27 protein-coding genes are annotated in these 24,781 nt (G+C 64.5%); 12 read left to right on the plus strand and 15 right to left on the minus strand.

Annotated elements, in window-relative coordinates:
• Positions 1 to 109: 109 nt before the first annotated feature.
• The 3 genes from hrpB (at position 110) to FXB38_RS15035 (ending at position 4,906) form a co-directional block, all read left to right on the plus strand.
• A complete protein-coding gene (hrpB, locus tag FXB38_RS15025) occupies positions 110 to 2,584 on the plus strand; it encodes an ATP-dependent helicase HrpB (protein WP_187434888.1) in 2,475 nt (824 codons plus the stop codon).
• A gap of 128 nt (positions 2,585 to 2,712) precedes the next feature.
• Positions 2,713 to 3,225 carry a TIGR02281 family clan AA aspartic protease gene (locus FXB38_RS15030; RefSeq protein WP_187434889.1) on the plus strand — a complete coding sequence of 171 codons (513 nt, stop codon included), beginning with the start codon at positions 2,713 to 2,715 and terminating at the stop codon, positions 3,223 to 3,225.
• A gap of 181 nt (positions 3,226 to 3,406) precedes the next feature.
• Positions 3,407 to 4,906 (plus strand): phosphomannomutase/phosphoglucomutase, encoded by a 1,500-nt coding sequence (locus FXB38_RS15035; RefSeq protein ID WP_148751630.1) that lies wholly within the window; start codon positions 3,407 to 3,409, stop codon positions 4,904 to 4,906.
• 78 nt (positions 4,907 to 4,984) lie between these two features.
• Here the strand turns inward: FXB38_RS15035 and FXB38_RS15040 are convergent, their stop codons facing one another.
• The 8 genes from FXB38_RS15040 to FXB38_RS15075 form a co-directional block, all read right to left on the minus strand.
• Entirely contained in the window at positions 4,985 to 5,494 is a 510-nt protein-coding gene (locus FXB38_RS15040) for an Lrp/AsnC family transcriptional regulator (RefSeq protein WP_148751631.1), read from the minus strand.
• Between the two features lie 98 nt (positions 5,495 to 5,592).
• Entirely contained in the window at positions 5,593 to 6,516 is a 924-nt protein-coding gene (locus FXB38_RS15045) for a sugar kinase (protein ID WP_148751633.1), read from the minus strand.
• A 6-nt stretch (positions 6,517 to 6,522) separates the two neighbouring features.
• Positions 6,523 to 7,461: an NAD(+) diphosphatase gene (gene nudC, locus FXB38_RS15050; protein WP_148751634.1), complete on the minus strand. Its 939-nt coding sequence runs from the start codon at positions 7,459 to 7,461 to the stop codon at positions 6,523 to 6,525.
• 11 nt (positions 7,462 to 7,472) lie between these two features.
• Positions 7,473 to 7,892, minus strand: coding sequence for an HIT domain-containing protein (locus tag FXB38_RS15055; protein ID WP_148751635.1), 420 nt, complete (start codon positions 7,890 to 7,892; stop codon positions 7,473 to 7,475).
• A 312-nt stretch (positions 7,893 to 8,204) separates the two neighbouring features.
• The gene (locus FXB38_RS15060) at positions 8,205 to 8,666 is read right to left on the minus strand and encodes a DUF3237 domain-containing protein (protein ID WP_148751636.1); all 462 of its coding nucleotides are present in this window, start codon (positions 8,664 to 8,666) and stop codon (positions 8,205 to 8,207) included.
• A gap of 10 nt (positions 8,667 to 8,676) precedes the next feature.
• The gene (locus FXB38_RS15065) at positions 8,677 to 9,996 is read right to left on the minus strand and encodes a TRAP transporter large permease (RefSeq protein WP_148751637.1); all 1,320 of its coding nucleotides are present in this window, start codon (positions 9,994 to 9,996) and stop codon (positions 8,677 to 8,679) included.
• 2 nt (positions 9,997 to 9,998) lie between these two features.
• Positions 9,999 to 10,505: a TRAP transporter small permease gene (locus FXB38_RS15070; protein WP_148751638.1), complete on the minus strand. Its 507-nt coding sequence runs from the start codon at positions 10,503 to 10,505 to the stop codon at positions 9,999 to 10,001.
• Between the two features lie 73 nt (positions 10,506 to 10,578).
• Positions 10,579 to 11,595: a TRAP transporter substrate-binding protein gene (locus FXB38_RS15075; protein WP_148751640.1), complete on the minus strand. Its 1,017-nt coding sequence runs from the start codon at positions 11,593 to 11,595 to the stop codon at positions 10,579 to 10,581.
• A gap of 256 nt (positions 11,596 to 11,851) precedes the next feature.
• Here FXB38_RS15075 and pobA point away from each other — a divergent pair, with 256 nt between their 5' ends.
• Both pobA and FXB38_RS15085 read left to right on the plus strand, forming a co-directional pair.
• Positions 11,852 to 13,021 (plus strand): 4-hydroxybenzoate 3-monooxygenase, encoded by a 1,170-nt coding sequence (pobA, locus tag FXB38_RS15080; RefSeq protein WP_148751641.1) that lies wholly within the window; start codon positions 11,852 to 11,854, stop codon positions 13,019 to 13,021.
• Positions 13,022 to 13,194: 173 nt separating this feature from the next.
• Positions 13,195 to 13,614 carry a PaaI family thioesterase gene (locus FXB38_RS15085; RefSeq protein WP_148751642.1) on the plus strand — a complete coding sequence of 140 codons (420 nt, stop codon included), beginning with the start codon at positions 13,195 to 13,197 and terminating at the stop codon, positions 13,612 to 13,614.
• Positions 13,615 to 13,617: 3 nt separating this feature from the next.
• Here FXB38_RS15085 and FXB38_RS15090 read toward each other — a convergent pair whose 3' ends face one another.
• Positions 13,618 to 14,502 carry a LysR family transcriptional regulator gene (locus tag FXB38_RS15090; protein WP_148751643.1) on the minus strand — a complete coding sequence of 295 codons (885 nt, stop codon included), beginning with the start codon at positions 14,500 to 14,502 and terminating at the stop codon, positions 13,618 to 13,620.
• 124 nt (positions 14,503 to 14,626) lie between these two features.
• On the opposite strand from FXB38_RS15090, the gene FXB38_RS15095 reads away from it, so the two are divergent.
• A complete protein-coding gene (locus FXB38_RS15095) occupies positions 14,627 to 15,256 on the plus strand; it encodes a pyridoxamine 5'-phosphate oxidase family protein (RefSeq protein WP_148751644.1) in 630 nt (209 codons plus the stop codon).
• Here FXB38_RS15095 and FXB38_RS15100 read toward each other — a convergent pair.
• Both FXB38_RS15100 and FXB38_RS15105 read right to left on the minus strand, forming a co-directional pair.
• Positions 15,253 to 16,338 (minus strand): AbrB family transcriptional regulator, encoded by a 1,086-nt coding sequence (locus tag FXB38_RS15100; protein ID WP_148751645.1) that lies wholly within the window; start codon positions 16,336 to 16,338, stop codon positions 15,253 to 15,255. The genes FXB38_RS15095 and FXB38_RS15100 overlap by 4 nt on opposite strands.
• A 100-nt stretch (positions 16,339 to 16,438) precedes the next feature.
• The gene (locus FXB38_RS15105; RefSeq protein WP_148751647.1) at positions 16,439 to 16,714 is read right to left on the minus strand and encodes a PsiF family protein; all 276 of its coding nucleotides are present in this window, start codon (positions 16,712 to 16,714) and stop codon (positions 16,439 to 16,441) included.
• A gap of 186 nt (positions 16,715 to 16,900) precedes the next feature.
• On the opposite strand from FXB38_RS15105, the gene FXB38_RS15110 reads away from it, so the two are divergent.
• On the plus strand, positions 16,901 to 17,398 hold the full coding sequence (locus tag FXB38_RS15110; RefSeq protein ID WP_148751648.1) for a hypothetical protein: 498 nt from the start codon (positions 16,901 to 16,903) through the stop codon (positions 17,396 to 17,398).
• A 46-nt stretch (positions 17,399 to 17,444) separates the two neighbouring features.
• On the opposite strand, the gene FXB38_RS15115 is transcribed toward FXB38_RS15110, so the two are convergent.
• Positions 17,445 to 17,993: a TetR/AcrR family transcriptional regulator gene (locus FXB38_RS15115; RefSeq protein ID WP_148751649.1), complete on the minus strand. Its 549-nt coding sequence runs from the start codon at positions 17,991 to 17,993 to the stop codon at positions 17,445 to 17,447.
• 100 nt (positions 17,994 to 18,093) lie between these two features.
• On the opposite strand from FXB38_RS15115, the gene FXB38_RS15120 reads away from it, so the two are divergent.
• The 4 genes from FXB38_RS15120 (at position 18,094) to FXB38_RS15135 (ending at position 20,460) form a co-directional block, all read left to right on the plus strand.
• On the plus strand, positions 18,094 to 18,570 hold the full coding sequence (locus tag FXB38_RS15120; RefSeq protein ID WP_148751651.1) for a PaaI family thioesterase: 477 nt from the start codon (positions 18,094 to 18,096) through the stop codon (positions 18,568 to 18,570).
• A gap of 40 nt (positions 18,571 to 18,610) precedes the next feature.
• A complete protein-coding gene (locus FXB38_RS15125) occupies positions 18,611 to 18,994 on the plus strand; it encodes a CidA/LrgA family protein (RefSeq protein ID WP_148751652.1) in 384 nt (127 codons plus the stop codon).
• A complete protein-coding gene (locus tag FXB38_RS15130; RefSeq protein ID WP_148751654.1) occupies positions 18,991 to 19,713 on the plus strand; it encodes an LrgB family protein in 723 nt (240 codons plus the stop codon). Before FXB38_RS15125 ends, FXB38_RS15130 begins: the two co-directional genes overlap by 4 nt.
• Before the next feature lie 87 nt (positions 19,714 to 19,800).
• Positions 19,801 to 20,460 (plus strand): DsbA family protein, encoded by a 660-nt coding sequence (locus FXB38_RS15135; RefSeq protein ID WP_148751655.1) that lies wholly within the window; start codon positions 19,801 to 19,803, stop codon positions 20,458 to 20,460.
• A gap of 82 nt (positions 20,461 to 20,542) precedes the next feature.
• Here the strand turns inward: FXB38_RS15135 and FXB38_RS15140 are convergent, their stop codons facing one another.
• The 3 genes from FXB38_RS15140 to FXB38_RS15150 all read right to left on the minus strand — a co-directional run bounded on the left by FXB38_RS15140 (position 20,543) and on the right by FXB38_RS15150 (position 22,895).
• Positions 20,543 to 20,749, minus strand: a complete 207-nt coding sequence (locus FXB38_RS15140; RefSeq protein WP_148751656.1) for a hypothetical protein — start codon at positions 20,747 to 20,749, stop codon at positions 20,543 to 20,545.
• An 86-nt stretch (positions 20,750 to 20,835) separates the two neighbouring features.
• Positions 20,836 to 21,903 carry a carboxylesterase family protein gene (locus FXB38_RS15145; RefSeq protein WP_148751657.1) on the minus strand — a complete coding sequence of 356 codons (1,068 nt, stop codon included), beginning with the start codon at positions 21,901 to 21,903 and terminating at the stop codon, positions 20,836 to 20,838.
• 20 nt (positions 21,904 to 21,923) lie between these two features.
• Positions 21,924 to 22,895 (minus strand): S1C family serine protease, encoded by a 972-nt coding sequence (locus FXB38_RS15150; protein WP_148751658.1) that lies wholly within the window; start codon positions 22,893 to 22,895, stop codon positions 21,924 to 21,926.
• Positions 22,896 to 23,181: 286 nt separating this feature from the next.
• Between FXB38_RS15150 and FXB38_RS15155 the strand changes: the two genes are divergently transcribed.
• Positions 23,182 to 24,600: a M20 family metallopeptidase gene (locus FXB38_RS15155; RefSeq protein ID WP_187434890.1), complete on the plus strand. Its 1,419-nt coding sequence runs from the start codon at positions 23,182 to 23,184 to the stop codon at positions 24,598 to 24,600.
• Positions 24,601 to 24,781: the final 181 nt, after the last annotated feature.

A 24,781-nucleotide genomic window follows, 5' to 3' on the forward strand; every position in this document is an offset into this window, starting at 1 on the left:
GGGGTATCCAGTACGGCGAGATCTTCGGAATGGCCGGGATCCGACATGACTGGATCGTCCGCCCCAGCGCGCAGTTGCGCACACGGCGGACGATGACGGACCGAGACTTTTGCCCCGCAACTTCGACACGCCCCTCCCAATCGATGCCGTGCTCGACGACCTCTCGCGCACGCTGGAGGCGCACAACGCGGCCGTGCTGGTGGCGCCGCCGGGCGCCGGCAAGACCACGCGGGTGCCGCTGGCGTTGCTCGATGCGCCCTGGGCCAAGGGCAAGAAGATCATCGTGCTGGAGCCGCGGCGCATTGCGGCCCGCGCCAGCGCCGATCGCATGGCCAAGTCGCTTGGCGAGCGCGCCGGCGAAACGGTCGGCTACCGTGTCCGCTTCGGCTCGAAGATCTCGCGAGCCACACGCATCGAGGTCGTGACCGAAGGCATTTTCACGCGCCAGATCCTCGACGATCCCGAGCTCTCGGGCGTTGCCGCCGTCCTTTTCGATGAATTCCACGAACGCTCACTCGACGCCGACATGGGTCTTGCGCTGGCGCGGGACGCGCAGCTCGGCCTGCGCGAGGATCTGCGTATCCTGGTAATGTCGGCCACGCTCGACGGCGCGCGCGTCGCGAAGCTGCTTGGCGAGGCGCCCGTCGTCGAGAGCGAGGGCCGCGCCTTTCCGGTGGAGACCCGCTATCTCGGCCGCAGGGCCGATGCGCCGATCGAGCGGCAGATGGCGGACGCGATTGCATCCGCGCTGCGCGCTGATGGCGGCTCGGTGCTCGCCTTCCTGCCGGGCGCCGCCGAAATCCGCCGCACCCAGAATTTCCTCGGTGAGCGCGTGCAGGATGCCAGCATCGAGATCGTGCCGCTGTTCGGCGCGCTCGATGCGGCCGTGCAGGACCGCGCCATCGCGCCGGCGCCGAAGGGCACGCGCAAGGTAGTGCTCGCGACCTCGATCGCCGAGACTTCGCTCACGATCGAAGGCGTGCGCATCGTCGTCGATTCCGGTCTCGCGCGCGTGCCGCGCTACGAGCCCGACATCGGCCTGACCCGGCTCGAGACCGTGCGCGCTGCGCGTGCCGCAGTCGACCAGCGCCGCGGCCGCGCCGGCCGTACCGAGCCCGGCGTGTGCTACAGGCTTTGGGACGAGCCGCAGACGGCCTCGCTTGCGCCCTATACGCAGCCGGAAATCCTCAGCGCCGATCTCTCCTCGCTGGTGCTCGATCTCGCGCAATGGGGCGTCGCCGACCCTGCGGCACTGTCGTTCCTCGACCCACCGCCTGCGCCGGCTTGGAAGGAAGCCAAGAGTCTGCTCTCCGAGCTCAATGCGCTCGATGGCGACGGCCGCATCACGGCGGAGGGCAAGAGCCTGCGCGCGCTGGCGCTGCCGCCGCGGCTGGCGCGCATGATCGTGGATTCGCATCGCGCCGGCGCGGGTGAAGAAGCCGCCGAGATCGCGGCCATTCTCACCGAGCGTGGGCTCGGCGGCGACAGCGCCGACCTCGAGCACCGGCGCGACCAGTTCCGCCGCGACCGTTCGCCGCGGGCGGCAAGCGCGCGCGACCTGGCGCGGCGCTGGGCCTCGCAGGTCGCAGCGTCCGAAAAGGCGGGCCCTCAGGAGGATCTCTCGACCGGCCTGATGCTCGCCTATGCCTTCCCGGATCGCGTCGCGCGCAACCGCGGCAACGGCAGTTTCGTGCTCGCCAACGGCCGTGGCGCCGCGGTGGAGCAGACGTCCTCGCTCGCCCGCGCGCCCTATATCGCGATCGGCGAGATGACGGGGACGGCTGCGAGCGGCCGCATCCTGCTCGCCGCGCAGATCGCCGAGGACGACATCGAGCAGCATTTCGCCGAGCATATCGACACGGCCGACGAGATCATCTTCGACCGCGGCGCGATGGCGTTGCGCGCGCGACGCAAACGCGTGCTGCATGCGATCACGCTGTCCGAGGCCACGCTTGCCGTGTCGCCCTCGGAAGACACCGCGCGCATCTTTGCCGACGGGCTGATCGCCGCCGGTCTCGACCGGCTGCCCTGGTCGAAGGCCGCCAAGCAATGGCGCGACCGCGTGATGTTCTTGCGCAAGGCCGAGGGCGAAAGCTGGCCCGATCTCTCCGACGACGGCTTGATCGCGCGGCGTGACGACTGGCTGGTGCCGGCGCTCTACGACAAGATCGCGCTGAAGGACATCTCCGCCGGCGATCTCTCCGATGCGTTGATGGCGCTATTGCCGTGGGAGATGCGCGCGCGGCTCGACCGCGAGGCGCCGACCCATTTCGAGGCGCCGACGGGCAGCGTGCTCGCGATCGACTACGAGGCTGAGCAGGGGCCGACCATCGCGGTGCGCCTCCAGGAATTGTTTGGCCTCAACGCCCATCCGTCGATTGCGGCCGGCAAGGTGCCACTGGTGCTGGAACTGCTGTCGCCGGCGCAGCGCCCGGTGCAGGTGACGCGCGATCTCCCCGGTTTTTGGCGCGGCAGTTACGCCGCAGTTCGCTCCGATCTGCGCGGCCGCTATCCGCGCCATCCCTGGCCCGAAGATCCGGCAAGCGCGCTGCCGACCCGGCGGGTCAAGCCGCGCGGGACGTGAGAAATCACTCCCCGCCATTAACCGTACGCTCATCCTTTTCGTCAAAATGACACCGGCTCTGCCGTGGCTGCGCTCGCGGACGGGCGCGCCGCGTGGTGAACTCGAGCTCTCGGCTCGGAAATGGTGTGATGCGTAACATTATGATCATCGCGGCCATCATGATCGGCCTCGGCACCTTCATGGCGCAGATGGCGGACAGGATGAGCTCGGCGTCCGCCACGTCAACGCCGCATACGACGGTTGCGGTCGCGACCACGGCGCCGGCCGGCGGCCGCAGCCTCAACATTCCCCGCGATGGCCGTGGCCACTTCCAGGCCGACGGCCGCATCGACGGCCAGCGCATCGGCTTCATGGTCGACACCGGCGCCTCCGTGGTGGCGCTGAACGAGACCTCGGCCGCGCGCTTCGGTCTGCGTCCCTCGCGCAGCGACTACAACGCCACCGTCTCCACCGCCAACGGCACCATCAAGGCCGCGCGCACCCGCATCGCCATGCTGGACGTCGGCGGCCTGATCGTACGCGACGTCGATGCCATGGTGCTGCCGGACGAGGCGTTGTCCGAGAACCTGCTCGGCCTCTCCTTCCTGTCCCGCCTGAAGCGCTTTGAGTATGCGAACGGTCAGATGGTGCTGGAGCAGTAGGTCCGGGCGGATGGCTGTCGGACGAATTCAATATTGCCCTGAGCGAGCCTGCTGCAGGTAACGTCTTTCCGTTACCAAACTGCCGCAATTATCGGCCATAAGCCTTCATTCCCGCCTTCCGCTGCGGCCCGGCATTCGCTAAGGCTGCACCAATTCCTGCCTTTTTCATGAGACCGTCTCAATGTTTCCCAAGCCGAAATCCGTCTTGTTGCCCAACACTTACGCCTTCGAATCCGAGCCGATGGTCAAGCCCACCGGTTTTCGCGAGTACGACGCGCGCTGGTTGTTTCAGAAGGAAATCAACCTCATGGGCGTGCAGGCGCTCGGCATGGGGCTGGGCGCGCTGATCGCGGAACTCGGCGTCAAGCAGGAGATCGTGACCGGGCATGATTTCCGCGGCTATTCGGCCTCGATCAAATACGCGTTGATCTCCGGCCTGATGGCGGCCGGGTGCAGAGTGCACGACATCGGCCTTGCGGTGACGCCGATGGCCTATTTCGCGCAGTTCGATCTCGACGTGCCCTGCGTCGCCATGGTCACGGCCTCGCACAACGACAATGGCTGGACCGGCGTGAAGATGGGTGCCAACCGCCCGCTGACTTTCGGCCCCGACGAGATGACGCGGCTGAAGGAGATCGTGCTCAATGCCGATTTCAAGAACAAGGCCGGCGGCTCCTACCAGTTCCACGAGAATTATCCGGCGCGCTACATCGCCGACCTCACCAGCCGGGCGAAGCTCAAGCGCAAGCTCAAGGTCGTCGCAGCCTGCGGCAATGGCACCGCCGGCGCGTTCGCGCCGCAGGTGCTGGACGCTATCGGCTGCGAGGTGATCCCGCTCGACACCGAGCTCGACCATACCTTCCCGAAATACAATCCGAATCCGGAAGACATGGAGATGCTGCACGCGATCCGCGATGCGGTGCTGCATCACAAGGCCGATGTCGGCCTCGGCTTCGACGGCGACGGCGACCGCTGCGGTGTCGTCGACAACACCGGCGAGGAGATCTTTGCCGACAAGGTTGGCGTGATGCTGGCGCGCGACATGTCGGCGATCCACAAGGATGCGCAGTTCATTGTCGACGTGAAGTCGACCGGCCTGTTCATCACCGATCCCGTCTTGCAGAAGCAGGGCGCCAAGACCGCCTACTGGAAGACCGGCCATTCCTACATGAAGCGCCGCACCAACGAGACGGGCGCGCTTGCGGGCTTCGAGAAGTCCGGCCATTTCTTCTTCAACAAGCCGTATGGACGCGGCTATGACGACGGCCTGGTGTCGGCGATCGCGATCTGCGACATGCTCGACCGTGCGCCCGGCAAGTCGATGGCCGATCTGAAGAACGCGCTGCCGAAGACGTGGTCGTCGCCGACCATGTCGCCGCATTGCGCCGACGAAGTGAAGTACGGCGTCATCGACCAGGTGGTGAAGCACTTCGAAGGCTTACAGGCCAAGGGCGCCAAGATCGGTGGCCAGTCGATCCGCGACCTCGTCACCGTCAACGGCGTGCGCGTCACGGTCGAGGACGGCAGCTGGGGCCTGGTGCGGGCGTCCTCCAACAAGCCGGAGCTCGTGGTCGTGGTCGAGAGCCCGGTCTCCGAGCAGCGCATGCACGACATGTTCGAGATGGTGAACAGCGTGCTGCGCACGCATCCCGAAGTCGGCGAGTACAATCAGAAGATCTGAGCGGCGGGGCGCGCGTTCGACACTGTCATCGCCCGGTCAAGCCGGGCGATGACGACCTCCGTGCGGCGAGAGCAAACTTTAAGCCGCGACCACGGCCGGGATCGGCAGTGCCGTGACCGACTTGATCTTCTCCATCGCGAAGCGCGAGGTGACGTTCTTCAGCGGCACGGCGCTGATCAGCTTCTTGTAGAAGATGTCATAGGCCTGCATGTCCGCGACCACGACGCGCAGCATGTAATCGACGTCGCCGGCCATCCGGTAGAATTCCATCACCTCGGGCATGGCGCTGACCGCTTCGGCGAATTTCTTGAGCCAGGCGTCGGAATGATCGGAGCTCTCCACCGACACGAACACGGAGATGCCGAGCCCGATCTTGTTCTGATCGACCAGCGCCACCCGCTTCAGGATCACGCCGTCGGCCTCCAGGCGCTGGATGCGCTTCCAGCAGGGGGTCGAGGACAGCCCGACGCGGTCGCCGATTTCGGCAACGGACAGGGAGGCATCGTCCTGGAGAACCATCAGAATCTTGCGATCGATGGCGTCGAGGCGGCGGCTGGTCTCGGGGAGTTGGACAGCGAGGTCAGTCATTTTGAAGAACTTTGTTCCATTTCAGGGGCTGATTTCACTGATATAGAGAAAATCCTTCCACAGCAAGTCCATATTCTCGGCGTGTCCGTGGAATCGCTCTAGCGCTCGCTTCGCAAAAACTCTTCAACTTCAATGCGTTGCGGGGCGACGAGGCCACCGCCATGGCGCGTGCATTTCAGCGCGGCGGCCGCCGCGGCGAATCGCAGCGCCTCTCGCACGCCGCCGCCCTCGGCAAGCCGAAGCGTGAAGGTGCCGTGGAAGACGTCGCCAGCGCCCAGCGTATCGACGGCCTCAACCGGGAAGGCCGGCGTCTCCTCCAGCGTGCCCGCCGCGTTCAGCCAGATCGTGCCGCGTGGGCCGCGGGTGGCGGCGAGCAAGGCGGACGTCAGCCCGGCCAGCCGCTTCAAGGCCTCGCCGTCGTCAGCGACGCCGGCGGTTTCCTGGACCTGCTTGCTGGAGAACAGCAGATGCGAGGCGGCCGTAAGCAGGCCGTCAGCCGGCGCCATCGCGCGGTCGACGCCGACGATGACCGGAATACCGCGCCGGCGCGCCTCCGTGCAGAGATCGATGCAGAAGGCGCCGCAGCGGCTTTCGACGAGGACAGCCTGACAACCGGCGAGGAGCTCGTCGGCATCCGATAGCTTCACGGTCCACAGCGCGGGATCGCGATAGATCGTCAGCGTTCGTTCGCCGGTCGCGTCGATGATGATCGCAGAGACGGGCGTGGCCACGCCCGGCATGCGCACGATATGCCTGATGTCGATGCCCTCGGCGGTCATCCGCTCGAGGATGAAGCTGCTCGACGTCTCCCGTGCATCGCCCATCGGCCCGGCAAACGCGACACTGCCGCCGAGCCGCGCCATCGCGATGGCGGCATTGAGCGCATTGCCGCCGCAGATCTCGGCAAGATGCGTGGCGTTGGCCTTGCTGCCGTGCTCCGGCACGGCCTCGACCCGAAAGGTGAGGTCGCGCACGGGAATGCCGATGCAGAGGATGCGCGGCGCGATCCCTGATGCAGCCATCGGCGATCAGCTCTTGTTGTGCACCCAGCGGCCGAGCAGATGATGCGCGATGGCGAAAGGGTGCGGGCCGGCGAGCCCGTCGGGATGCGTCCGCGTCAGCATCAGCGCCGCCTCCTCGCGCGTGAACCAGCGCGCGTCTTCCAGTTCGGAACGATCGACGACGACGTCCTCGTTCAAGGCCCGCGCGCTGCAACCGATCATCAGGGATGACGGATAGGGCCAGGGCTGGGTCATGTAATATTGCACGTCGGTGCAGCGGATGCCTGATTCCTCGAGGATCTCGCGGCGCACCGCGTCCTCGATGGTCTCGGCGGCCTCGACGAAACCGGCGAGACAGGAATACATGCCCGGCGGAAACTGCTTCTGACGGCCGAGCAGGCATTTTTCGCCTGACGCGACCAGCATGATCACGACCGGATCGGTGCGCGGAAAGTGCTCGGCCTTGCAGGCCGGGCACTCGCGCTTCCAGCCGCCTTCCTTCATCGCACTGCGCGTGCCGCAATTGGCGCAATAGCCGTGGCGCTGGTGCCAGCTCACCATCGACTTCGCCATCGCGATCGCCGACAGCTCCTCGGGCGGGATTGCGCCTTGCATCGCCATGCCGCGCAGCTCGGTGACGGTAAAGTCCTCGCGGCCGATCAGCTTCTCGGCGGCGGCCTGAGCGAGGCCCATGCCGAAGATCGCCGCGCCGTCACGCAGCCCTAAGAAGATCGTGCCGGGATTGGCCCCGCTTTTCAGCGCCTCGTCGATTCCCAGCAGCGCGCGCGTCTTGTCGCCGTCGCGCTTCACCAGCAGCGAGTCGCGGTAGATGACATAGGCGCGCGACGACGGCTTCTGCTCCATTGCGAACAGTTTTTCGTCATCGCGGCGCAGATGCGCGGCGCGATCGAGGACGTTGGTGACGAAGGCCGGTTGCCCCAGCGGAAACGAGTCGAATGCTGACATTTCTTGTTCTTTCAACCCAACCAGATTTTTCGGCGAAGCGCGCTGATGAAATTCTGTACTTCAGTGGCGTCATGCGCCAGGGGCGGCATCACGCCCCAGACCGGCCGTGGCCAGGCGGCGTCACCGGTGCGGCGTGCAATGATATGAACGTGAAGCTGCGGCACGAGATTGCCGAGCGCTGCGACGTTGAGCTTGTCGCATTTGGTGATCTCCTTCAGCGCGCGCGAGACGCGGGAGATCTCGGTCATCAGCTGTGCCTGCTGGACCTCGTCGAGATCGATGATCTCGACCGCGTCGGCGCGCCGCGGCACCAGCAGCAGCCAGGGATAATGCGCGTCCTTGATAACGAGCACTTTCGACAGCGGCAAATCACCGATGTCGATGGTGTCCTCTTTCAGGCGGGAGTGCAGCGACCAGGCGGGATCTGACATATGCGTTTCCGGAATGCCCGATGGGAGCGGGCGCGTCTGGTTGGACCATACGATACGGGGTCAGTCGAGGGAAGGTTGAGGCTCCGCAGGTCCCACATGCTCTGTTGTCGTCTCGGCGAAGCAGGCTGTGTGAGAAGTCGCGGCTATTGCGCCGGGTAGGCCGGGGCGGATGCGCGGTAAGAATCCCTGTCCAACGACTGAAGAGCCGTATGCGGGAGAACCGCCCGTAAGGTTCGGAGGGGGACGCCAAAAGCCTTCCTTACCCCTGTCAAGTGGAGCTTGAGGCGGTTTGAACCCTACGCGCTGAAGCTCTTACGCCACCTGATGCACGTCGATCACCACGCGGTCGGCATGTCGCGCTGCTGAGCCGACAAAAATGTGCTCCATCAGCCAGCGATACTTCTCGTGTCCCGTCTCGAACTTCGGGACCGTGCGGAAATAGATCAGCTTGGGATCGACCGGCTCGCCGCGCTTGAGCTTTTGCAGCAGGTCGACCGGGCCGAAGCGCATGCCCTTGTTCTCGACATAGACGACGGCGCCGTCGTCGGTCTCGAAGGCGTATTTGGCTTCGAGATCGATCAGCTCGGTGGGGCGGATGGTCTGGAAGTCGGCGCCGAACGGGAGCACCTTGCCGGTGATCGCACCCTTCACCTCGCCGCCGATGATCGGAATGATGCGGCGGACGCCGATGCCGGTTTCGCCGGCGGTGATGACGTCGCCGATTTCAGCGGTGATGGTGAAGACGTATTTCGTCTCGAGCGTCGGTGTGGTCATCGCTTCACCTTCAATGCGCCATCATGCGCGTCGGCAACCAGGTCGCCAGCAACGGGAACGCGATCAAAATCACCAGACGCACCAAGTCGGTCGCCACGAACGGGATCACGCCCTTGAAGATGGTGGAGAATGAGACGTCCTTCACCACGCTCTTGATGACAAAGACGTTCATGCCGACCGGCGGATGGATCAGGCCGAGCTCGACGGTCATGACGATGATGACGCCGAACCAGATCGGATCGAAGCCGAGATGCGTGATGACCGGGAAGATGATCGGCACGGTCAGGATGATCATCGCCATGGCATCCATCAGGCAGCCGAGCACGAGATACATCACCATGATCAGCGCCAGCACGCCGTAGGGGCCCAGGCCCAGGCCGGTGAGGAATTCCGTCACCTTTTGCGGCGTCTGCGTCACCGTGAGGAAATAGCCGAAGATCAGCGCGCCGATCAGTACGGTGAACACGGCCGCCGCCGTGCGCGTCGCCTGGAGCAGCGAGGCCAGAATCTTCTCCCGATCGAGCCGGCCCGTAAGCACGCCGATGATGAAGGCACCGGTGGCCCCGACGCCGCCGGCTTCCGTCGGCGTGAAGCGCGGCAGGAACGGCAGGCCGTAAAGGCCACCGATCACGAACACGAACAACAGCACCGGCGCCCAGATGTCCTTCAGGCCGGCAAAGCGCTCTCGCCAGGGCAGCACTTTGCCCTTGGGCAGGAAGTCGGGGCGGAAATAGCCGATCAGGAAGATCGTGATCATGTACATGGTCATCGCCAGCAGGCCCGGAATGATGCCGGCGATGAAGAGTTTTCCGATGTCCTGCTCGGTGATGATGCCGTAAACCGCGAGCACGGTGGAGGGCGGCAGCATCGCACCCAGCGTGCCGCCGGCCGCGATCACGCCGGTAGCAAAGGACTGCGGATAGCCGAAGCGGCGCATCTCGGGGTAGGCGACCGCGGAGAACGTCGCGGCGGTTGCGACCGACGAGCCGCAGATCGCGGCAAAGCCGCCGCAGGCGCCGACGGTGGCAATGCCGAGGCCGCCGCGCAAGTGCCCGACAAAGCCGTTGGCGGCGCGGAACAACTCGCGGCTCATGCCGGAATTGCTGACGAAGGAGCCCATCAGCAGAAACATCGGGATGACACCGAAAGTGTAGTCGGTGACCGTGCGCATCGAGGTCTGGCCGACCAGCTTCAGCGCCGGCGTTGCGCCGACCAGATAGGAGAAGCCGGAGACGCCGACGAGGCCCATCGCCATGCCGACGGGTACGCGCAGCAGCATCAGCGCGAACAGGGAAACGAAGCCGAGAACGGCGACGGCATCGGTGCTCATGATTACTCCGTCGCCTTCAGCTTGGGGTCGTGCATGTCTTCGGGATGGAAGATCAATCGGTAAGTGCGGATCGCGATCAGCAGCACGGCCGAGACGTCGCCGATCCAGGCGATCGCGAAGAACGGCCATGTCGGCATGTGCATGTCGAAGGTCTGGACGTTGTCCTTGTAGGTGCCGCGCACCTTGTCGAACAATGTCCACGTCTGAACCGTGACCACGAACAGCAGCACCAACGTTGCGAACACGTCGATCCAGCGCTGGTAGCGCGGGCCGACATTGCCCCAGACCAGGTCGACGGTGATGTGCGTGCCGCGATAGGAGGTCGCGGCGATGCCCCAGAAAATGAGGATGCCAAGCAGCATGCGGCCGATGTCGAAACTGTCGGGAATCGAATAGTTCAGCGTGTTGCGCAGCAGCACCGACAGGAAGATGTCGAGCGCGACGATGCCGACGAACGCGGCAGCGATCCATTCGATCGAGTCGATGACGCGATCCATCCAGCGCTTCATGGGTGGAGGGTCCTCAAATTTGCAGGAAAGCGGCGGCGGGAGGATTCCCGCCGCCGCTCTGTTTCGGTGAAAACTACTCCGTCAGCGCGTTGTATTTCTTCAGCGAGGCCTTCAAATCCGCCAGCGCGGCGTCGGGATCGACGCCGGCCTTCTTGGCGCCATCACCCCAGGTCTTGACCAGCGGCTCGGCCGCCTTCTTCCAGGCGGCGGTCTGATCCGCTGTCAGCTTGTAGACCTCGTGACCTTCTTCCGCCTTCACCTTGTCGATGCCGGCATCCTCGAACTTGCCCCAGTGCTCGCCGACAACGCCCGCCATCTCGGTCGAGCAGTTCTTGTCGATCGCGGCCTTCTGCTTGTCGGACATCGCGTCGTACTTGTCCTTGTTCATCACGAACACGAAGGTCGTCGTATAGAGCGGGGCCTCCATATGGTACTTCGTCACCTTGTCGATGCCGAACAGCACCAGCGAGCCCCAGGGGAACGTCACGCCGTCGGCGACGCCGCGCTCGATGATGTCGCGCACTTCAGGTGCCGACGATTGCACGTTGGTGCCGCCGAGCGCGGTGACGAAGTTCGCCATGGTGGCGTGAGCCGGGCGGATCTTCATGCCCTTCACGTCCTCCGGCATCACGATCTTCTTGGTGCGGGAGTGGAAGGAGGAGGGCGAGTGGACGAAGGCGAGGCAGTATTTGACGTCCTTCATCTCCTTCTCGGCATATTTGCGGTACCAGGCGTCAAGCCCCATCGAGCCGCCCTTGGCGTCCGAGATCAGGAACGGCAATTCGCCGGCACCGACGATCGGAAAGCGGCCGGGCTGGTAGCCGGGATTGACGTAGGTGACGTCGGCAATGCCGTCGCGCGCCATGTCGTAATGGTCAAAAGCCTTGCCGAGCTGCTGGGCCGGAAACACCTTGCCCTTGATGGTGCCGCCTGAGTCCTTCTCGACCGCGGCCGCCCAGTCTTCCAGCGATTTCTGCAGCGGATGCGAGGCCGGCACCCAATGCGAGATCTTCAGGTCGAAGGTCTTGTCCTGCGCGAACGCAGGCGTCACGCTTGCTGCCAGCAGCAAAGCCAGACAGGCTTTCCTCATCGGTCGTGTCTCCCTCTTTTCGACGGCGGGCTGCGCTGGCCCAGCCTCATTAATTAACATGTTATCTAATTGGCTGGCGCGTTCAAGCCGGAACTGCCGCCGCGTCATTTACGTCAGCCATATTGCATGGATTTCTCGCCGTTAGCGGCGACAAGCACTCCCTTTTGCCCAACCGTTATATGATATAATTATCGCGCGTGGACGACCGCGACAAGCGCGCCGCGACCAAAGCCTACAGGATCGGAAGGAGCAAGTATTGCGGACAAAAGTCGCAATCATCGGGGCCGGGCCGGCAGGATTGTTGCTTGGGCAACTTCTGCATCGATACGGCATCGACAATTTCATTCTGGAGCGGCAAAGCCCGGATTACGTGCTCGGCCGGATCCGCGCCGGCCTCCTGGAGGGGGGAACTGTCGGGCTGCTCGACCAGATCGGCGCGGGCGCGCGGGCGCATGCCGAAGGCCTCGTGCATGAAGGCATCGAGCTCGCCTTCGCCGGCCGCCGTCATCGCATCGACATGAAGGGCGCGACCGGCAAGACGGTCATGATCTACGGCCAGACCGAAGTCACGCTCGACCTGATGAATGCGCGGAACGCCGCCGGTCTCACTACCGTCTACGAAGCCAGGGATGTGCAGCCGCACGATTTCGACGGAAGTCACCCGCGCGTAACCTGGGTCAAGGACGGCATCACCCACACGCTCGATTGCGACTTCATCGCCGGCTGCGACGGCTTTCACGGTGTTAGCCGCGCCAGTGCCCCGGCCTCGGCGATCGAGGAGTTCGAGCGGGTCTATCCGTTCGGCTGGCTCGGCATTTTGTCCGAGACGCCGCCGGTCAGCCACGAGCTGATCTATTCCAACCATGCACGGGGCTTTGCGCTCTGCACCATGCGCTCGATGAAACGCAGCCGGCATTACCTGCAGTGTTCGCTCGACGACCATGTCGATCAATGGCGGGACGATCGCTTCTGGGACGAATTGAAGCGCCGGCTCGACCAGGAGGCCGCCGACAATCTGATCACAGGCCCGTCGATCGAGAAGAGCATCGCGCCGCTGCGCAGCTTCGTCGCCGAGCCGATGCGCTTCGGCAGGATGTTCCTGTGCGGCGATGCCGCCCACATCGTGCCACCGACGGGCGCCAAGGGGCTGAACCTGGCGGCAAGCGATGCGCATTATCTGTCGAGCGCGCTCCACGAATTTTACGACGAGAAATCCAGCGCCGGCATCGACGCTTATTCGGCGAAGGCCTTGGCGCGGGTCTGGAAGGCAGTGCGCTTCTCCTGGTGGATGACCTCGATGCTGCACAAATTCCCCGACACCGGCACCATCGGCGCGCGCATCCAGCTCGCCGAGCTCGATTACGTCACGCAGTCGCAGGCCGCGATGACGTCGCTGTCGGAGAATTATGTGGGATTGCCGTTTTAGGCGGCGGAGACGGTGGGCACGCTTCGCTTTGCCCACCCTACAGGATCTTCGCTCGCGACGGCGAGCATCATTTAAAACACCCGCGCAAATCTCGTTTAAAACTTTGTAGGCGGTGAAACTGTCATCCACATCGCGTTCAATGGCGGCAATCCACCAACGGACGCGAGACACGCATGACCGACAGCGCCATCCCCGACGGCTTTGAGCCGTTGTCCCGCGAGAGCCCGCTCACAGAACCGTGGAAGCCGCTCTACGCGAAGAAAACCGACAAGGCCGTCATTATCGGCCTTCGTCTGGCAAGGCCGCACACAAACGGCCGTGGCTTGATCCATGGCGGCCTGATTGCCGCGCTCGCCGACAATGCCATGGGCTACAGCTGCGCGCAGGTGACGAACTGGACCACCTCGTTCGTGACGGTCTCGCTGTCGATCGATTTCGTCGGCTCCGCCGAGATCGGCCAATGGTGTTCGATCGAGAGCGATGTCATCAAGACGGGTAAGACGATCTGCTTCGCGCAGTGCCTGATCAAAGCCGACGGCGTCGTGATCGCGCGGGCCAGCGGGACATTCCGGGTGGTGCCGAAGAAGGCGTAAGATCTATCCAAACCTCCACGCCGTCGTCTCCACCACGAGATCGATGAACGCGCGCACCTTGGCCGAGAGCAGGCGCGAGGTCGGGTAGACGATGTGGATCGGCAGCGCCGGCTGCTCGTACTTCGCCAGCACGATTTTCAACCGCCCGCGCTTCAGGCCCTCGGCAGCCTGATAGGCCAGCACGCGCGTGATGCCGCCGCCGACCTCGGCATATTGCAGGGCGGCGTCGGCGCTGTTGCTGATGAAGCGGGGGGATGGCGTCACCTCGATGTCGCGGCCGTCATGCGCAAAGCGCCACGCCGTCGTGGGACCGAACCGGATGGTCTGATGCTCGGTCAGCGCCTCCGGCGTTTTCGGCTCGCCATGGCGCTTCAGATAGCCGGGCGTGGCCACGACGATCCGCCGCATCTCGCCGACCTGGCGCGCAACCAGTGAGGAGTCCGCGAGATGGCCGATGCGGACGGCCGCATCGACAGCGTCCTCGACGAGGTTGACGAGATTATCCGAGAGCCTGAGTTCGCAGGCAACCTCGGGGTAGCGCTTGAGATAGTCGGTCATGACCGGGCCGACGTGCAGCCGGCCGAAGCCGACCGGCGCCGATACTACCAGCCGTCCGCTCGGCCGGTTGCGCTCCTCCCGCGCCGAGCCGTCGGCTTCCTCGACATCGGCAAGGATTCGCCGGGCGCGCTCCAGATAGCGCGTGCCGACGTCGGTCAGCGTCACTTGCCGCGTGGTCCGTTGCAGCAACCTTGCGCCAAGATGATCCTCCAGCGCCGCGATCAGCCGCGTCACCGCCGAGGGCGATAGCCGCAGCTTGCGCGCCGCGGGCGCAAAGCCGCGCAGATCGGCAACGGTGACGAAGACATGCATGGCTTCGAGGCGGTCCATGGGCATTATTGCATATATTGCAACGATGAAGTGTCAAGCAGGCTGATTGTTTTGAACGCCGGAGGAGCCATTTTTAATGCCGGAAAGACGCGGAGATGCGCCGGAATTTTCAGGAGATGTTTCCATGACCGCAGCCCACACCTATGCTAGCGACGTCGCCTTTACCCATGCGGTCAAGGCGATCCAGACGCGCAAGGGCTCCCGCGAGGCCTATGGCCGCGTCGAGCAGCGCGGCTGGCGCACCGAGGTCGATGAAAACCTCGAGGCCTTCCTGGCCGATGCCAACAGCTTCTATTTTGCCACCGCCTCGGCTGACGGCCAGCCCTATATCCAGCACCGCGGCGGCCCGAAGGGGTTTCTCAAGGTGCTGGACAAGCAGACGCTCGCCTTCGCCGATTATGCCGGCAATCAGCAATACCTGACCCAGGGCAATCTCTCCGAGAATGCCAAGGCCTACATCTTCGTGATGGACTACGCCCATCGCCGCCGGGTGAAGATCTGGGGGGAGGCGCGGGTGGTCGAGGATGACGATGCGCTGACGGACGTGCTGATGCCGAAGGGTTATCGCGCCCGGCCCGAGCAGGTGATCGTGTTCAAGATCGCGGCCTGGGACACCAACTGCCCGCAGCACATTCCGCAGAAGTTCGACGCGGCGGATGTCGCGGCGGCATTGGCTGCGAGAGACCAGCGGATTGCAGAGCTCGAGGCGCAGGTTGCGGCGCTGAAGGGGCGGGCAACGGCAGAGGAGAGCTAATCGTCGACGTCGTCCTGCGTGCGGCCGAACAGGTGCACGATGCCCGGCGTCGCGATCGTCACGAACACGAAGCGCGAGAGGTGATGAGCGCCGACGAAGATCGGGTCGATGTGCAGCGTCAGCGCCAGCGCCAGCATCGCGTCCATCGCGCCGGGCGCAAACGCAACGACGACGTCGGAGAATTTCACCTGCGTGGTGAGTGCGATGATGCCGACGAAGATCGAGGAGACGGCGATCGCCACGGCGAACGAGCCTAGGGCGGCGTTGATGTGGCCGGTGAGGGTCTTGATTCGCATCCGGGCAAAGCGACTGCCGATCAGCGCGCCGATGCCGACCAGCGCGACGCCGCGCACCCAGTTCGGCAGGCCGCCCTCGACCCAGCCCGCGCCATGCAGCACGCTGGAGCCGATCATCGCGCCGAACATCCAGCTCGCCGGAAACTTGATCAGCCGCAGCACGAGCGATGCCGCCAGCGAAGCGGCGACCAATTCCAGAAGATCGAGCGGCGAGGCAATCGCCGTCGTCAGCGAGGGTGCCACGGAGGGTGCGACACCCGCGATCGCCAGCACCATCGGCAGTGCTGCGGTGAGGATGATCACGCGCATGGTCTGCACCACTGCGATGCCCGGCAGGTCGGCCCCGCGCTCGACCGCCAATATCGTGATCTGTGACAGCGCGCCCGGGCTGCCGGCGAGGAAGGCAGAGGTGCGGTCCCAGCCATGAATCCGCTGGAGGTAATAGCTCGAGCCGAAGGTCGAGCAGAAGGTCGCGAGCGCCAACAGCCCGATGGTGAGAGGGTAGGCGCTGACCTGCTGGATCAGATGGCGCGAAACCACCGAGCCGAGCGAAATGCCGAGCAGCACCAGCACGGTCTGGGTCAGGAGTGGCGGCACCGAAAGCTGGCGTCCGGCAATCGCAGCGATCCCGACTGCGATCATCGAGCCCGAGATCAACCCGCCCGGAAGGCCCGCGGCCAGGAAGGCCAGACCGCCGGCGGCACCGATGACAAGCGTCTCCGCAGTGCTCAAAACCTTGGCACGGCTCGGCCACTCGAACGACAGGGAGGCGGTGATTTGCTTCACGCCGTCTTATGGCAAATCGGCGAGAGGTGCACAATTGCAGGCTCGTCATGCCGCAATGCGTGCGCCTCTCGCCAGGGGCGAAGGGAGGATTGTGATGGATTTACTTCTTGTCGGCGGCTGCCGGCGCGGCCATGCCGCCCTTGGCGGTCTTGATGCAATCGGAGCGGAATTTCTTGCGCTCCTTGCCATGCAGGCCCTTGGCGTCTGCCTGCTTGGAGCATTCGAGCGATTCGGCCGAATGCTCCTTCGGCGCCTTCTTGTCGGTGGTGGTGGCGGCATCGGTCTTTGCGGCCGGCGCGGCGGTCTGCGCGAAGGCAGTGGCGGTCGCGAACAGGGAGGCGATCGCGACGACGGCGAGACGGGAGGCGAGGGTCATGATGGGCTCTTCTTGCGAGAGTTGCGGAGGAGCGCGAACGTCGGCCCGCCTTGCTGAACGCCACATGAATAACCCTGTACGGCGCGATCACTATATTTTAGCGCCGAGCAGCGTCACTTCCTTGTCGGATGTCCGGAGCACGCTAGGATAGCAGTCCTCGTTTTGCTTTCCTGAGGGAGACCAAGGATGACTATTCAAGCCAAATTACTGTGTGCGATTGCGGTGTCGGGCGTTGCCGCGCTGATGGTGAGCGCGCCGGCGCAGGCGCTGACGTCGCAAGAGTGCAGCGCGAAATATCAGGCCGCCAAGAAGGACGGCTCGCTCGGCACCATGAAGTGGAATGACTTCCGCAAGGCCCAGTGCGGCGCCGATGCAACGCCCGCGGCCGCGCCGACCGCGGCCGCCCCGGCTGCGCCTCCGCCTGCTGCCGAGCCGAAGCAGGCCAAGAAGGAGGCAGCCCCCGCTGCTGCTCCGGCGCCGACCCTACCGGCCGGCCCTGCGATCTTCCCGAACGCGGTCGATGCAAAATACGCCAAGGAGAGCGCCGGCAAGGCCCGCCTCCATACCTGCGTCGACCAGTACAACGCCAACAAGACCACCAACGGCAATGGCGGCATGAAGTGGATCGAGAAGGGCGGCGGCTACTACAGCGAATGCAACAAGAAGCTGAAGGGCGCCGCCTGAGCTTCGATGTGATGCGATGGCCGGAGCAAAGCTCCGGCCATTTTGCTTAGTCCAACAGTTTCTCGGCCGATTTCGCCACGAGCTGTGACCGCTTGCGCGGGCCACGCTCGACGAACAAGAGGCTTTGGCCGAAGATGAAGCAATAGAACAGGAAAGCCTGCGCCTCGGCCTCCTCGGCCTCGAGGCCGGTCGCGCGATAGAGCTCGGCAACGTGCCTGAGCCGCGCCGCATCCACGCTCGCCACCGCCGCCGCAGCGCTCTCGTCGGAGCGGGCCCACTGCCGGATCGCGAGCTCGACCGCCATGCCCTCCGGATTGAGCCGCTCGGAATAGAGCTGGATCACCGCCCTCAGCCGCTCGCGGGGCTCTTGCCCATCCAGGCTGGTCTGCTGTGCAATTGATGCCGAGCGTCCCTCGCGCCAGTGCATCAGCATAGCCTCGAGCAGCGCCGCGCGGTCGGCGAAGCGGCGGTAGAAGCCGCCTTTGGTAACGCCCAAATTCTTGGCGAGCACTTCGACCCGCACCCCCTCGACACCAGCGCGGGCGAGCTCGGTAAACCCTGCCTCGACCCAGACATCGCTCTTGCCGTCGTTCATGAAGGAAGCCTCACCGGTTCTTGATACGGTGCCGTATTGCTAACGCGTCCCGTGTCTGATACGCTACCGTATCAACAATCAAAAACGGCTGGGAAATGCCATGGCTGCGTTCGAGCCGAAAAATCCTGGCTATCGTGCGGCGGCGGTCGCGATGTTCGAGGGGCAGCCGGCGATGCGCACACTCGGTATCGTGATCGTCCGCTTCGCGCCGGGCGAGGTCGAGCTGGCCATGCTGCATTCGCCTGAATTCACGCAGCAGAACGGTTTTGTCCATGCCGGTATCATCACTGCGGGGCTCGACAACGCCTGTGGCGTCGCCGCCCTCACGCTGATGCCGTCCGAAGCCGATATCCTCACGGTCGAGTTCAAGACCACGCTGCTCGCCCCTGCCCGCGGCGAGCGATTTGTGTTCAAGGCCGAGGTGGTCAAGCCTGGCCGTACCTTGACTTTCTGTGAGGCGAAGGCGTTTGCAGAGCACGAGGGCAAAACCACGCTGATCGCCACCATGACCGGAACGCTGATGGCGATGCTGCCCCGTATTGCAGCTTCGCACGAACCGCGCGCGTCCCGGGCTTAGCGGCAATTGACAAGCCGTGCGACGCATTCCTTGATGCGTCATGCTTGCGAGTCTCAGCCTCATTCTGCTCTGCCAATTGATCGGCGAGGCCGTGGTCCGCGGCCTCGCCCTGCCGCTGCCGGGACCCGTGCTTGGCCTGGTGCTGCTTCTCGTCCTGCTGCTCGCACGCGACCGCTTTGCACGGCTCGCGCGCGGACCGCTGCGAAACGACGGCGTGGAGACCGCAAGCAAGGGCCTGCTGGCTCATCTGTCGCTGCTGTTCGTGCCCGCCGGCGTCGGTGTCGTGCAGAAGCTTGATCTGCTCGCCTCCCACGGCATCGCGATCGTCCTGGTGCTCGCGCTCTCGGTGGTCCTCACCTTGCTCGCGACCGTCCTGACCTTCCGCCTGATCAGCCGCCTGTTGAAGCAACAGGACGCCCGATGAAGGACAATCCGTTCTCGCTCTGGGTCTATCTCTCGCAATCTCCGCTGCTCTGGCTGACGGTGACGCTGATGGTCTATGCGACCACGGATGCGGTGTCGCTGGCGACGCGACGCCATCCGCTTGCCAATCCCGTGCTGCATGCGATGTGGATCATCGGCGCGTTCCTGCTCGCGACCGGTACGTCCTACACCACCTATTTCGCCGGCGCCCAATTCGTACACTTCCTGCTTGGGCCCGCCACCGTCGCACTCGCCGTGCCGCTCTACGAGAACCGCAAGCGGGTGGTTAGCTCCATCGTGCCAATGCTGGTGGCGCTGGTTGCAGGTTCGGTGACGGCCGTGGTGTCGGTCGTGTTGCTGGCCGAATTTGCCGGCCTGCCGCGCGACGTGGTGCTGTCGCTGGCGCCGAAATCGGTCACCGCCGGCGTTGCCATGGGCATCGCCGAATCCCTGCACGCGGATCCTTCGCTGGCGGCGGTTGCGGTCATCCTCACCGGCATCATGGGCGCGATCATTGTTTCGCCGCTCATGAACCGCACCGGCGTGACCGATTTCCGCGCCCGCGGCTTTGCTGCCGGCCTTGCCGCGCACGGCATAGGTACGGCACGCGCGTTCCAGGTCGACGAGATCGCCGGCGTCTTCTCCGGCATCGCCATGAGCCTCAATGCTCTGGTGACCTCGTTCCTGGTCCCCATGGTGGTGACCCTGCTGGTGCGATGACATCGTCCTCGCCACACTCTATATGGGGCGTAACACTTCCCGGTCCGGAGCCGTAATTGCGGTGATGGGACCGAAACGGGACGAGATATGGCTGGATTCAGGACTAAGGGCCTTGGGCTGAGCCGCCGCGCGGCGCTGACGCTGATCGGGGCAGGCACTTTCGCGGCTGGCGGTATGACCTTGGCGCGCGCAGGCACTGGTGATGACGAAGTGCTCACCGAAGCCAAGGTGCTGCGCGATCCGGACGTGCCCGTTGCCGGCAATCCCGATGGCAACATCAGCATCATCGAGTGGTCCGACTACAATTGTCCCTATTGCCGAAAGCTCGAGCCCGAATTGCGCCAGGTCATCCAGGACGACGGCAAGGTAAGGCTGGTCTTGAAAGACTGGCCGATCCTCGGGCCCGTCTCGGTGACGGCTGCCCGGATCGCGCTCGCCGCGAAATTCCAGGACAAATACCACCAGGCCCATGACGCCATGATGGGCGTCAGCTCGCGCCTGACCGAGTCGCGCATCAACGAGTTGCTCGCGGCCGCCGGCGTCGACATGGACCGCCTCAAGCGCGACCTCATCGCGCGCTCCAAGGACATCGACGCGATCCTCAAGCGCAACAACGACCAGGCTGAAGCCTTCGGCTTCCGCGGCACGCCGTCCTTTATTGTCGGCAAGTACCGCGTGCCTGGTGTGCTCAGCATGGCCGAGTTCGAGCAGGTCATCGCCGACGCCCGCAAAGCCAAGATGAACTGACGCGCAAGCGGCCGATCGCAGCCAGCACAAAGGCGCCGCCGCGGATCGCGACGGCGCCTTGTTCATATTCGGTCGATCGAGATTACTTCGACGAGATCCTGACCCAGTCCTTATGCGCGCGGTCGCGTAGCGCGTCCCAGTCGGCCTTCGCGACATCCCAGTTCACGATGGTGCGATTGGCAGTCGCGACCTCGCCATTGGCGACTGACGACGTCTGCATGGAGTCATAGACATACACGCCGCAGCCGAGCAGCAGCGCACCCAAAATCATTCCGAAAAAAGTCTGCATGGCGAACCTCCGGTGTCGGGCGGATAACGTCGGGCCCGGAGTGATGGTTCCGCGACAGTGCGGCGCGGTTAAGGACGCTTCGTTCATCACCCGTTCAGCCATTGCAGCAGCTCAGCGTTGATCTCGCGCGGATAGGTATGACTGAGGTCGTCGATCTCGCGGTATGTGACATCGGCGCCGGCGGCGGTGAGTGCCGCTTGCGTCTGCCGTGCGGTCTGCACCGGAAACATCCAGTCGAGCTTGCCGTGGGTGATGAAGATCGGCAGGCCCCGTAGTCGCGTGGCGTCGGTGATCTCCGCCATCAGCGGATGGAAGGTCGCCGACACCGGCGCGAGGTGGGTGAATGGCGAAGCACCGTCGAGACCGCTGACATAGCTGAAGGTGCCGCCGTCGCTCATGCCGGTCAGCAGCAGGCGCGAGGCGTCGATGCTCCAGCGACCGCGCACGGTTTCGAGGATGCGCATGAGATTGGGCGTGTCGCCGTCGTCGCCCGTCAGCGCCCAGGTCGAGCCGGTCGCTGTCGGCGCCACCAGGATCGCGCCAAGACTGCGGGCATCGCGCAACCAGCTCCACAGAAAGCCGCGTCCGTTGCCGCTGCCGCCATGCAGCGCCATCACCAGAGGCCAGCTGCGATCGGGCGTGTAATATTCGGGAACATAGACCGAGAAGCCGCCGCGGCTGCCGGGCTCGTTGTGATCGTGAAAGATGCCGGTGTCCTCGCTGGCGCCGACTTCCAGCCGCGCCAGCAGCTCACCATTCTCGCGACTGGCGCTGTTGAGGAAGAAGTTGCTCACTGGCGGAAATTGCAGCGATAGCGGATACAGCGCCTCCTGTGCGCGCGGCACATGGCGCAACGCGCGGAACACCGCGACGAGATCGCCGTTGCCGCGCTCGACATCGCGGATGGCGGCGAAGGCGGCGAGCGTCTCGTTGCAGGCACGATCGAGCCGCTCGCGCAGTCCGGCGAATTGCTCCGGCCACGCGCCGATTGCTGCATGTGCCGACCGAAGCGCATCGTCCGGCGCGCCGATGGCGTTCATCACCGTGGCGAAGGCCGGCGGATGCAGATGCCGCTGGAAGAAGCCGAGCGCCTCCAGCGCGTTGAGCAACGGCGGCAGCATGGCCACGATGTCGTCCACCACGGCCTCGGTCATTGCCGCTTCCCTTGCTCGGATCAGTGCAGCTTCGGCGCTTTCAGAAGCTTGAAGCGGTCGGTCGACGTCACGGTGACGTCGAAGGTGACGCCTTCATGATGCACGGTGAGCGGCACGTCGACGCCGGCGGCGCCGAGACTCCACATCTTCTTGTAGAACGCCGTTTGGCTCGTGACCTTGTCGCCATCCACCGCAAGAATGATGTCGTCGGTCTTGAGTTCCGCGCGCGCGGCGGGACTGTTGGCGGAGATCCCGATCACCACCACGCGGTTGTCGATCTCGGTCGAATAGAGTCCGAGCCAGGGCCGTGCCGGCTTGTTGACGCGGCCGAACTTGCGGAGATCATCGAGGATCGGCTTCAACAGGTCGATCGGCACGATCATGTTGACGTGCTCGGCCTTGCCGTCGCGTTCTCGCTCGAGCTGGAGCGAGCCGATGCCGATCAGCTCGCCGCGCGCGTTGATCAATCCGGTGCCACCCCAATTCGGATGGGCGGGATAGGTGAACAAGGCCTCGTCGAGCAGATACTCCCAGTAGCCGGCGAATTCCTGCTTGGCGACGATCTGGCTTGCGACCGATCGCGTCCGTCCCCCGGCGCCACCGACCACGACGCGGTCGCCGAGCCGGGTCTCCGCCGACGAGCCGAGCGGCAGCGGCTCGATGTCGAGCCGGCCGAGCGCCTGTACCAGGCCGAAGCCGGTGACGGCATCGAAGCCGAGCACATGCCCCTCCACCACGCGCCCGTCGCCGAGGTGAAGCCAAACGGATTCCGCTTCGGTAATGAGATAGCCGATGGTGAGCACCAGCCCGTCGTCGATGACGACGCCGTTGCCGGCGCGCTCGGTACCGAGCGTTTCGGCGCTGAAGGCATCCGGCGGGATGATGGCGTGCAGGCCAATGACGGAGGCGAGCGCACGGTCGAGATCGAAGCCGTAATCGCTCGCACGCGGTTGATTGGCCGGCGGCACTCTCCATTCGGTCAAGGCGGGCATGGAGTTCTCCTGGCTGAGAGCATCGCTCCGCCGTGGCAGCGGAACGACGCACGAAGCAAGCATAATTTAGGCCGGAGGAGGCCGTCTTGAAAGACTTGACGGCAACTATTCCAGATGCCGCGCCGCCGATTTCCGAAGATGACAGAAATTGTTCGCCCGAATTCGGCCGACAGCCGCCCAATCCGGCATCGGTCGCATGGCTGGTGTCCCGCGGGATGCTAGGCGGAGTTCAATGAAGCTGCTAACCATTGCGGCTTCGTTTGACCAAGAGATCACGGACCAAACCATGGACAATCGCAGCGACATCTGGCGTGGCATCGACACGATCAAGGGACGTTTCATCGACCTCAGCGACAAGGTCTGGGGCATGCCCGAAGTCTGCTACACCGAAGCGCGTTCCGCCGCCGAGCATCTCACCGAGCTGCGCCACCAGGGTTTCCGTATCACAGAGAAGGTGGCGGGCATTCCGACTGCTGTGATGGGCGAATGGGGCGAGGGCGGTCCGGTCATCGCCTTCATGGGCGAATATGACGCGTTGCCAGGCCTCAGCCAGGAGGCCGGCGTTGCCGAGCACCGTCCGGTCGAGACCGGCGGTCACGGCCATGGCTGCGGTCACAATCTGCTCGGTTCCGCGGCGCTGCTCGCTGCCACGGCCGTCAAGGACTGGCTCGCCGAGAACAAGGTGCCCGGCCGCGTGCGCTACTACGGCTGCCCGGCGGAAGAGGGCGGCGCGGCCAAGGCCTTCATGGTGCGCTCCGGCGCGTTCGAGGATGCCGACATCGCCATCACCTGGCATCCGCATAGTTTTTGGGAAGTCGCGGTGACGCCGTCGCTCGCCAACACCCGCGCCGACTTCATCTTCACCGGCCGCACATCGCATGCCGCGGCTTCGCCCCATCTCGGCCGCTCCGCGCTCGACGCGGTGGAGCTGATGAATGTCGGCGTGAACTACATGCGCGAGCACATGCCCAGCGATGCACGCGTGCATTACGCGCTGCTCGACACCGGCGGCATTGCGCCCAACGTGGTGCAGGCGCATGCCCGCGTGCGCTATTCCATTCGCGCCCGTGATCTCCCCGGCATGAACGAGCTGGTCGGGCGCGTGAACAAGATTGCCCAGGGTGCGGCTCTTATGACCGAGACCAAGATGGAGATGAAGATCATCTCCGCGGTCTCCAACATCCTGCCGAATACGCCGCTGGAGCAGGCGCTGCACCGTGTCATGGAAGAGCTCGGACCGCCGCATTTCGACGATGCGGACAAGAGCTTCGCGAGCCAGATCCGCGCGACGCTGACCGACAAGGACATTGCGTCCATCTATTACGCGATCGGCATGGAGCCGACCGATCGGCCGCTGGCGGACTTCCTGGTGCCGCTCGACGCCAAGCGCAACCCGTTGGTTGGCTCGACGGATGTCGGCGATGTGAGCTGGGTGGTGCCGACCGTGCAGGTTCACGCACCAACGGTTGCAATCGGCACGCCGTTCCACACCTGGCAGGTGGTCGCGCAGGGCAAGAGCCCGCATGCCCACAAGGCCATGGTGCAGGCGGCCAAGGCGATGGCTGGCCTCGGCATCAAGGCGTTGACGGAACCGGAACTGATCAAGGCTGCGAAGGCCGATCTTACGAAGCGGACGACCAAGACGCCTTATGTCTGCCCGCTACCGGACCACGTCGCGCCGCCGCTCGATATGTCCGTGGCGTAGAATTCCGTCTCGATACTTCGTCTGATCTCGCGAACAAATTTTTCGCAGTGCAACTTGGTTTCCGGCGGATTTTGACGCGGGAATGCCGAACCGTTGGGCTGCGGAAGGAAGTTTTGCTCAACGGACAGCCAGAAGACCGTTTGCACACACACGGTCGCAGTTGACGCGCGGCCTATTCAGT

It is taken from the genome of Bradyrhizobium cytisi (assembly GCF_008123515.1).
GTDB lineage: Bacteria > Pseudomonadota > Alphaproteobacteria > Rhizobiales > Xanthobacteraceae > Bradyrhizobium > Bradyrhizobium cytisi.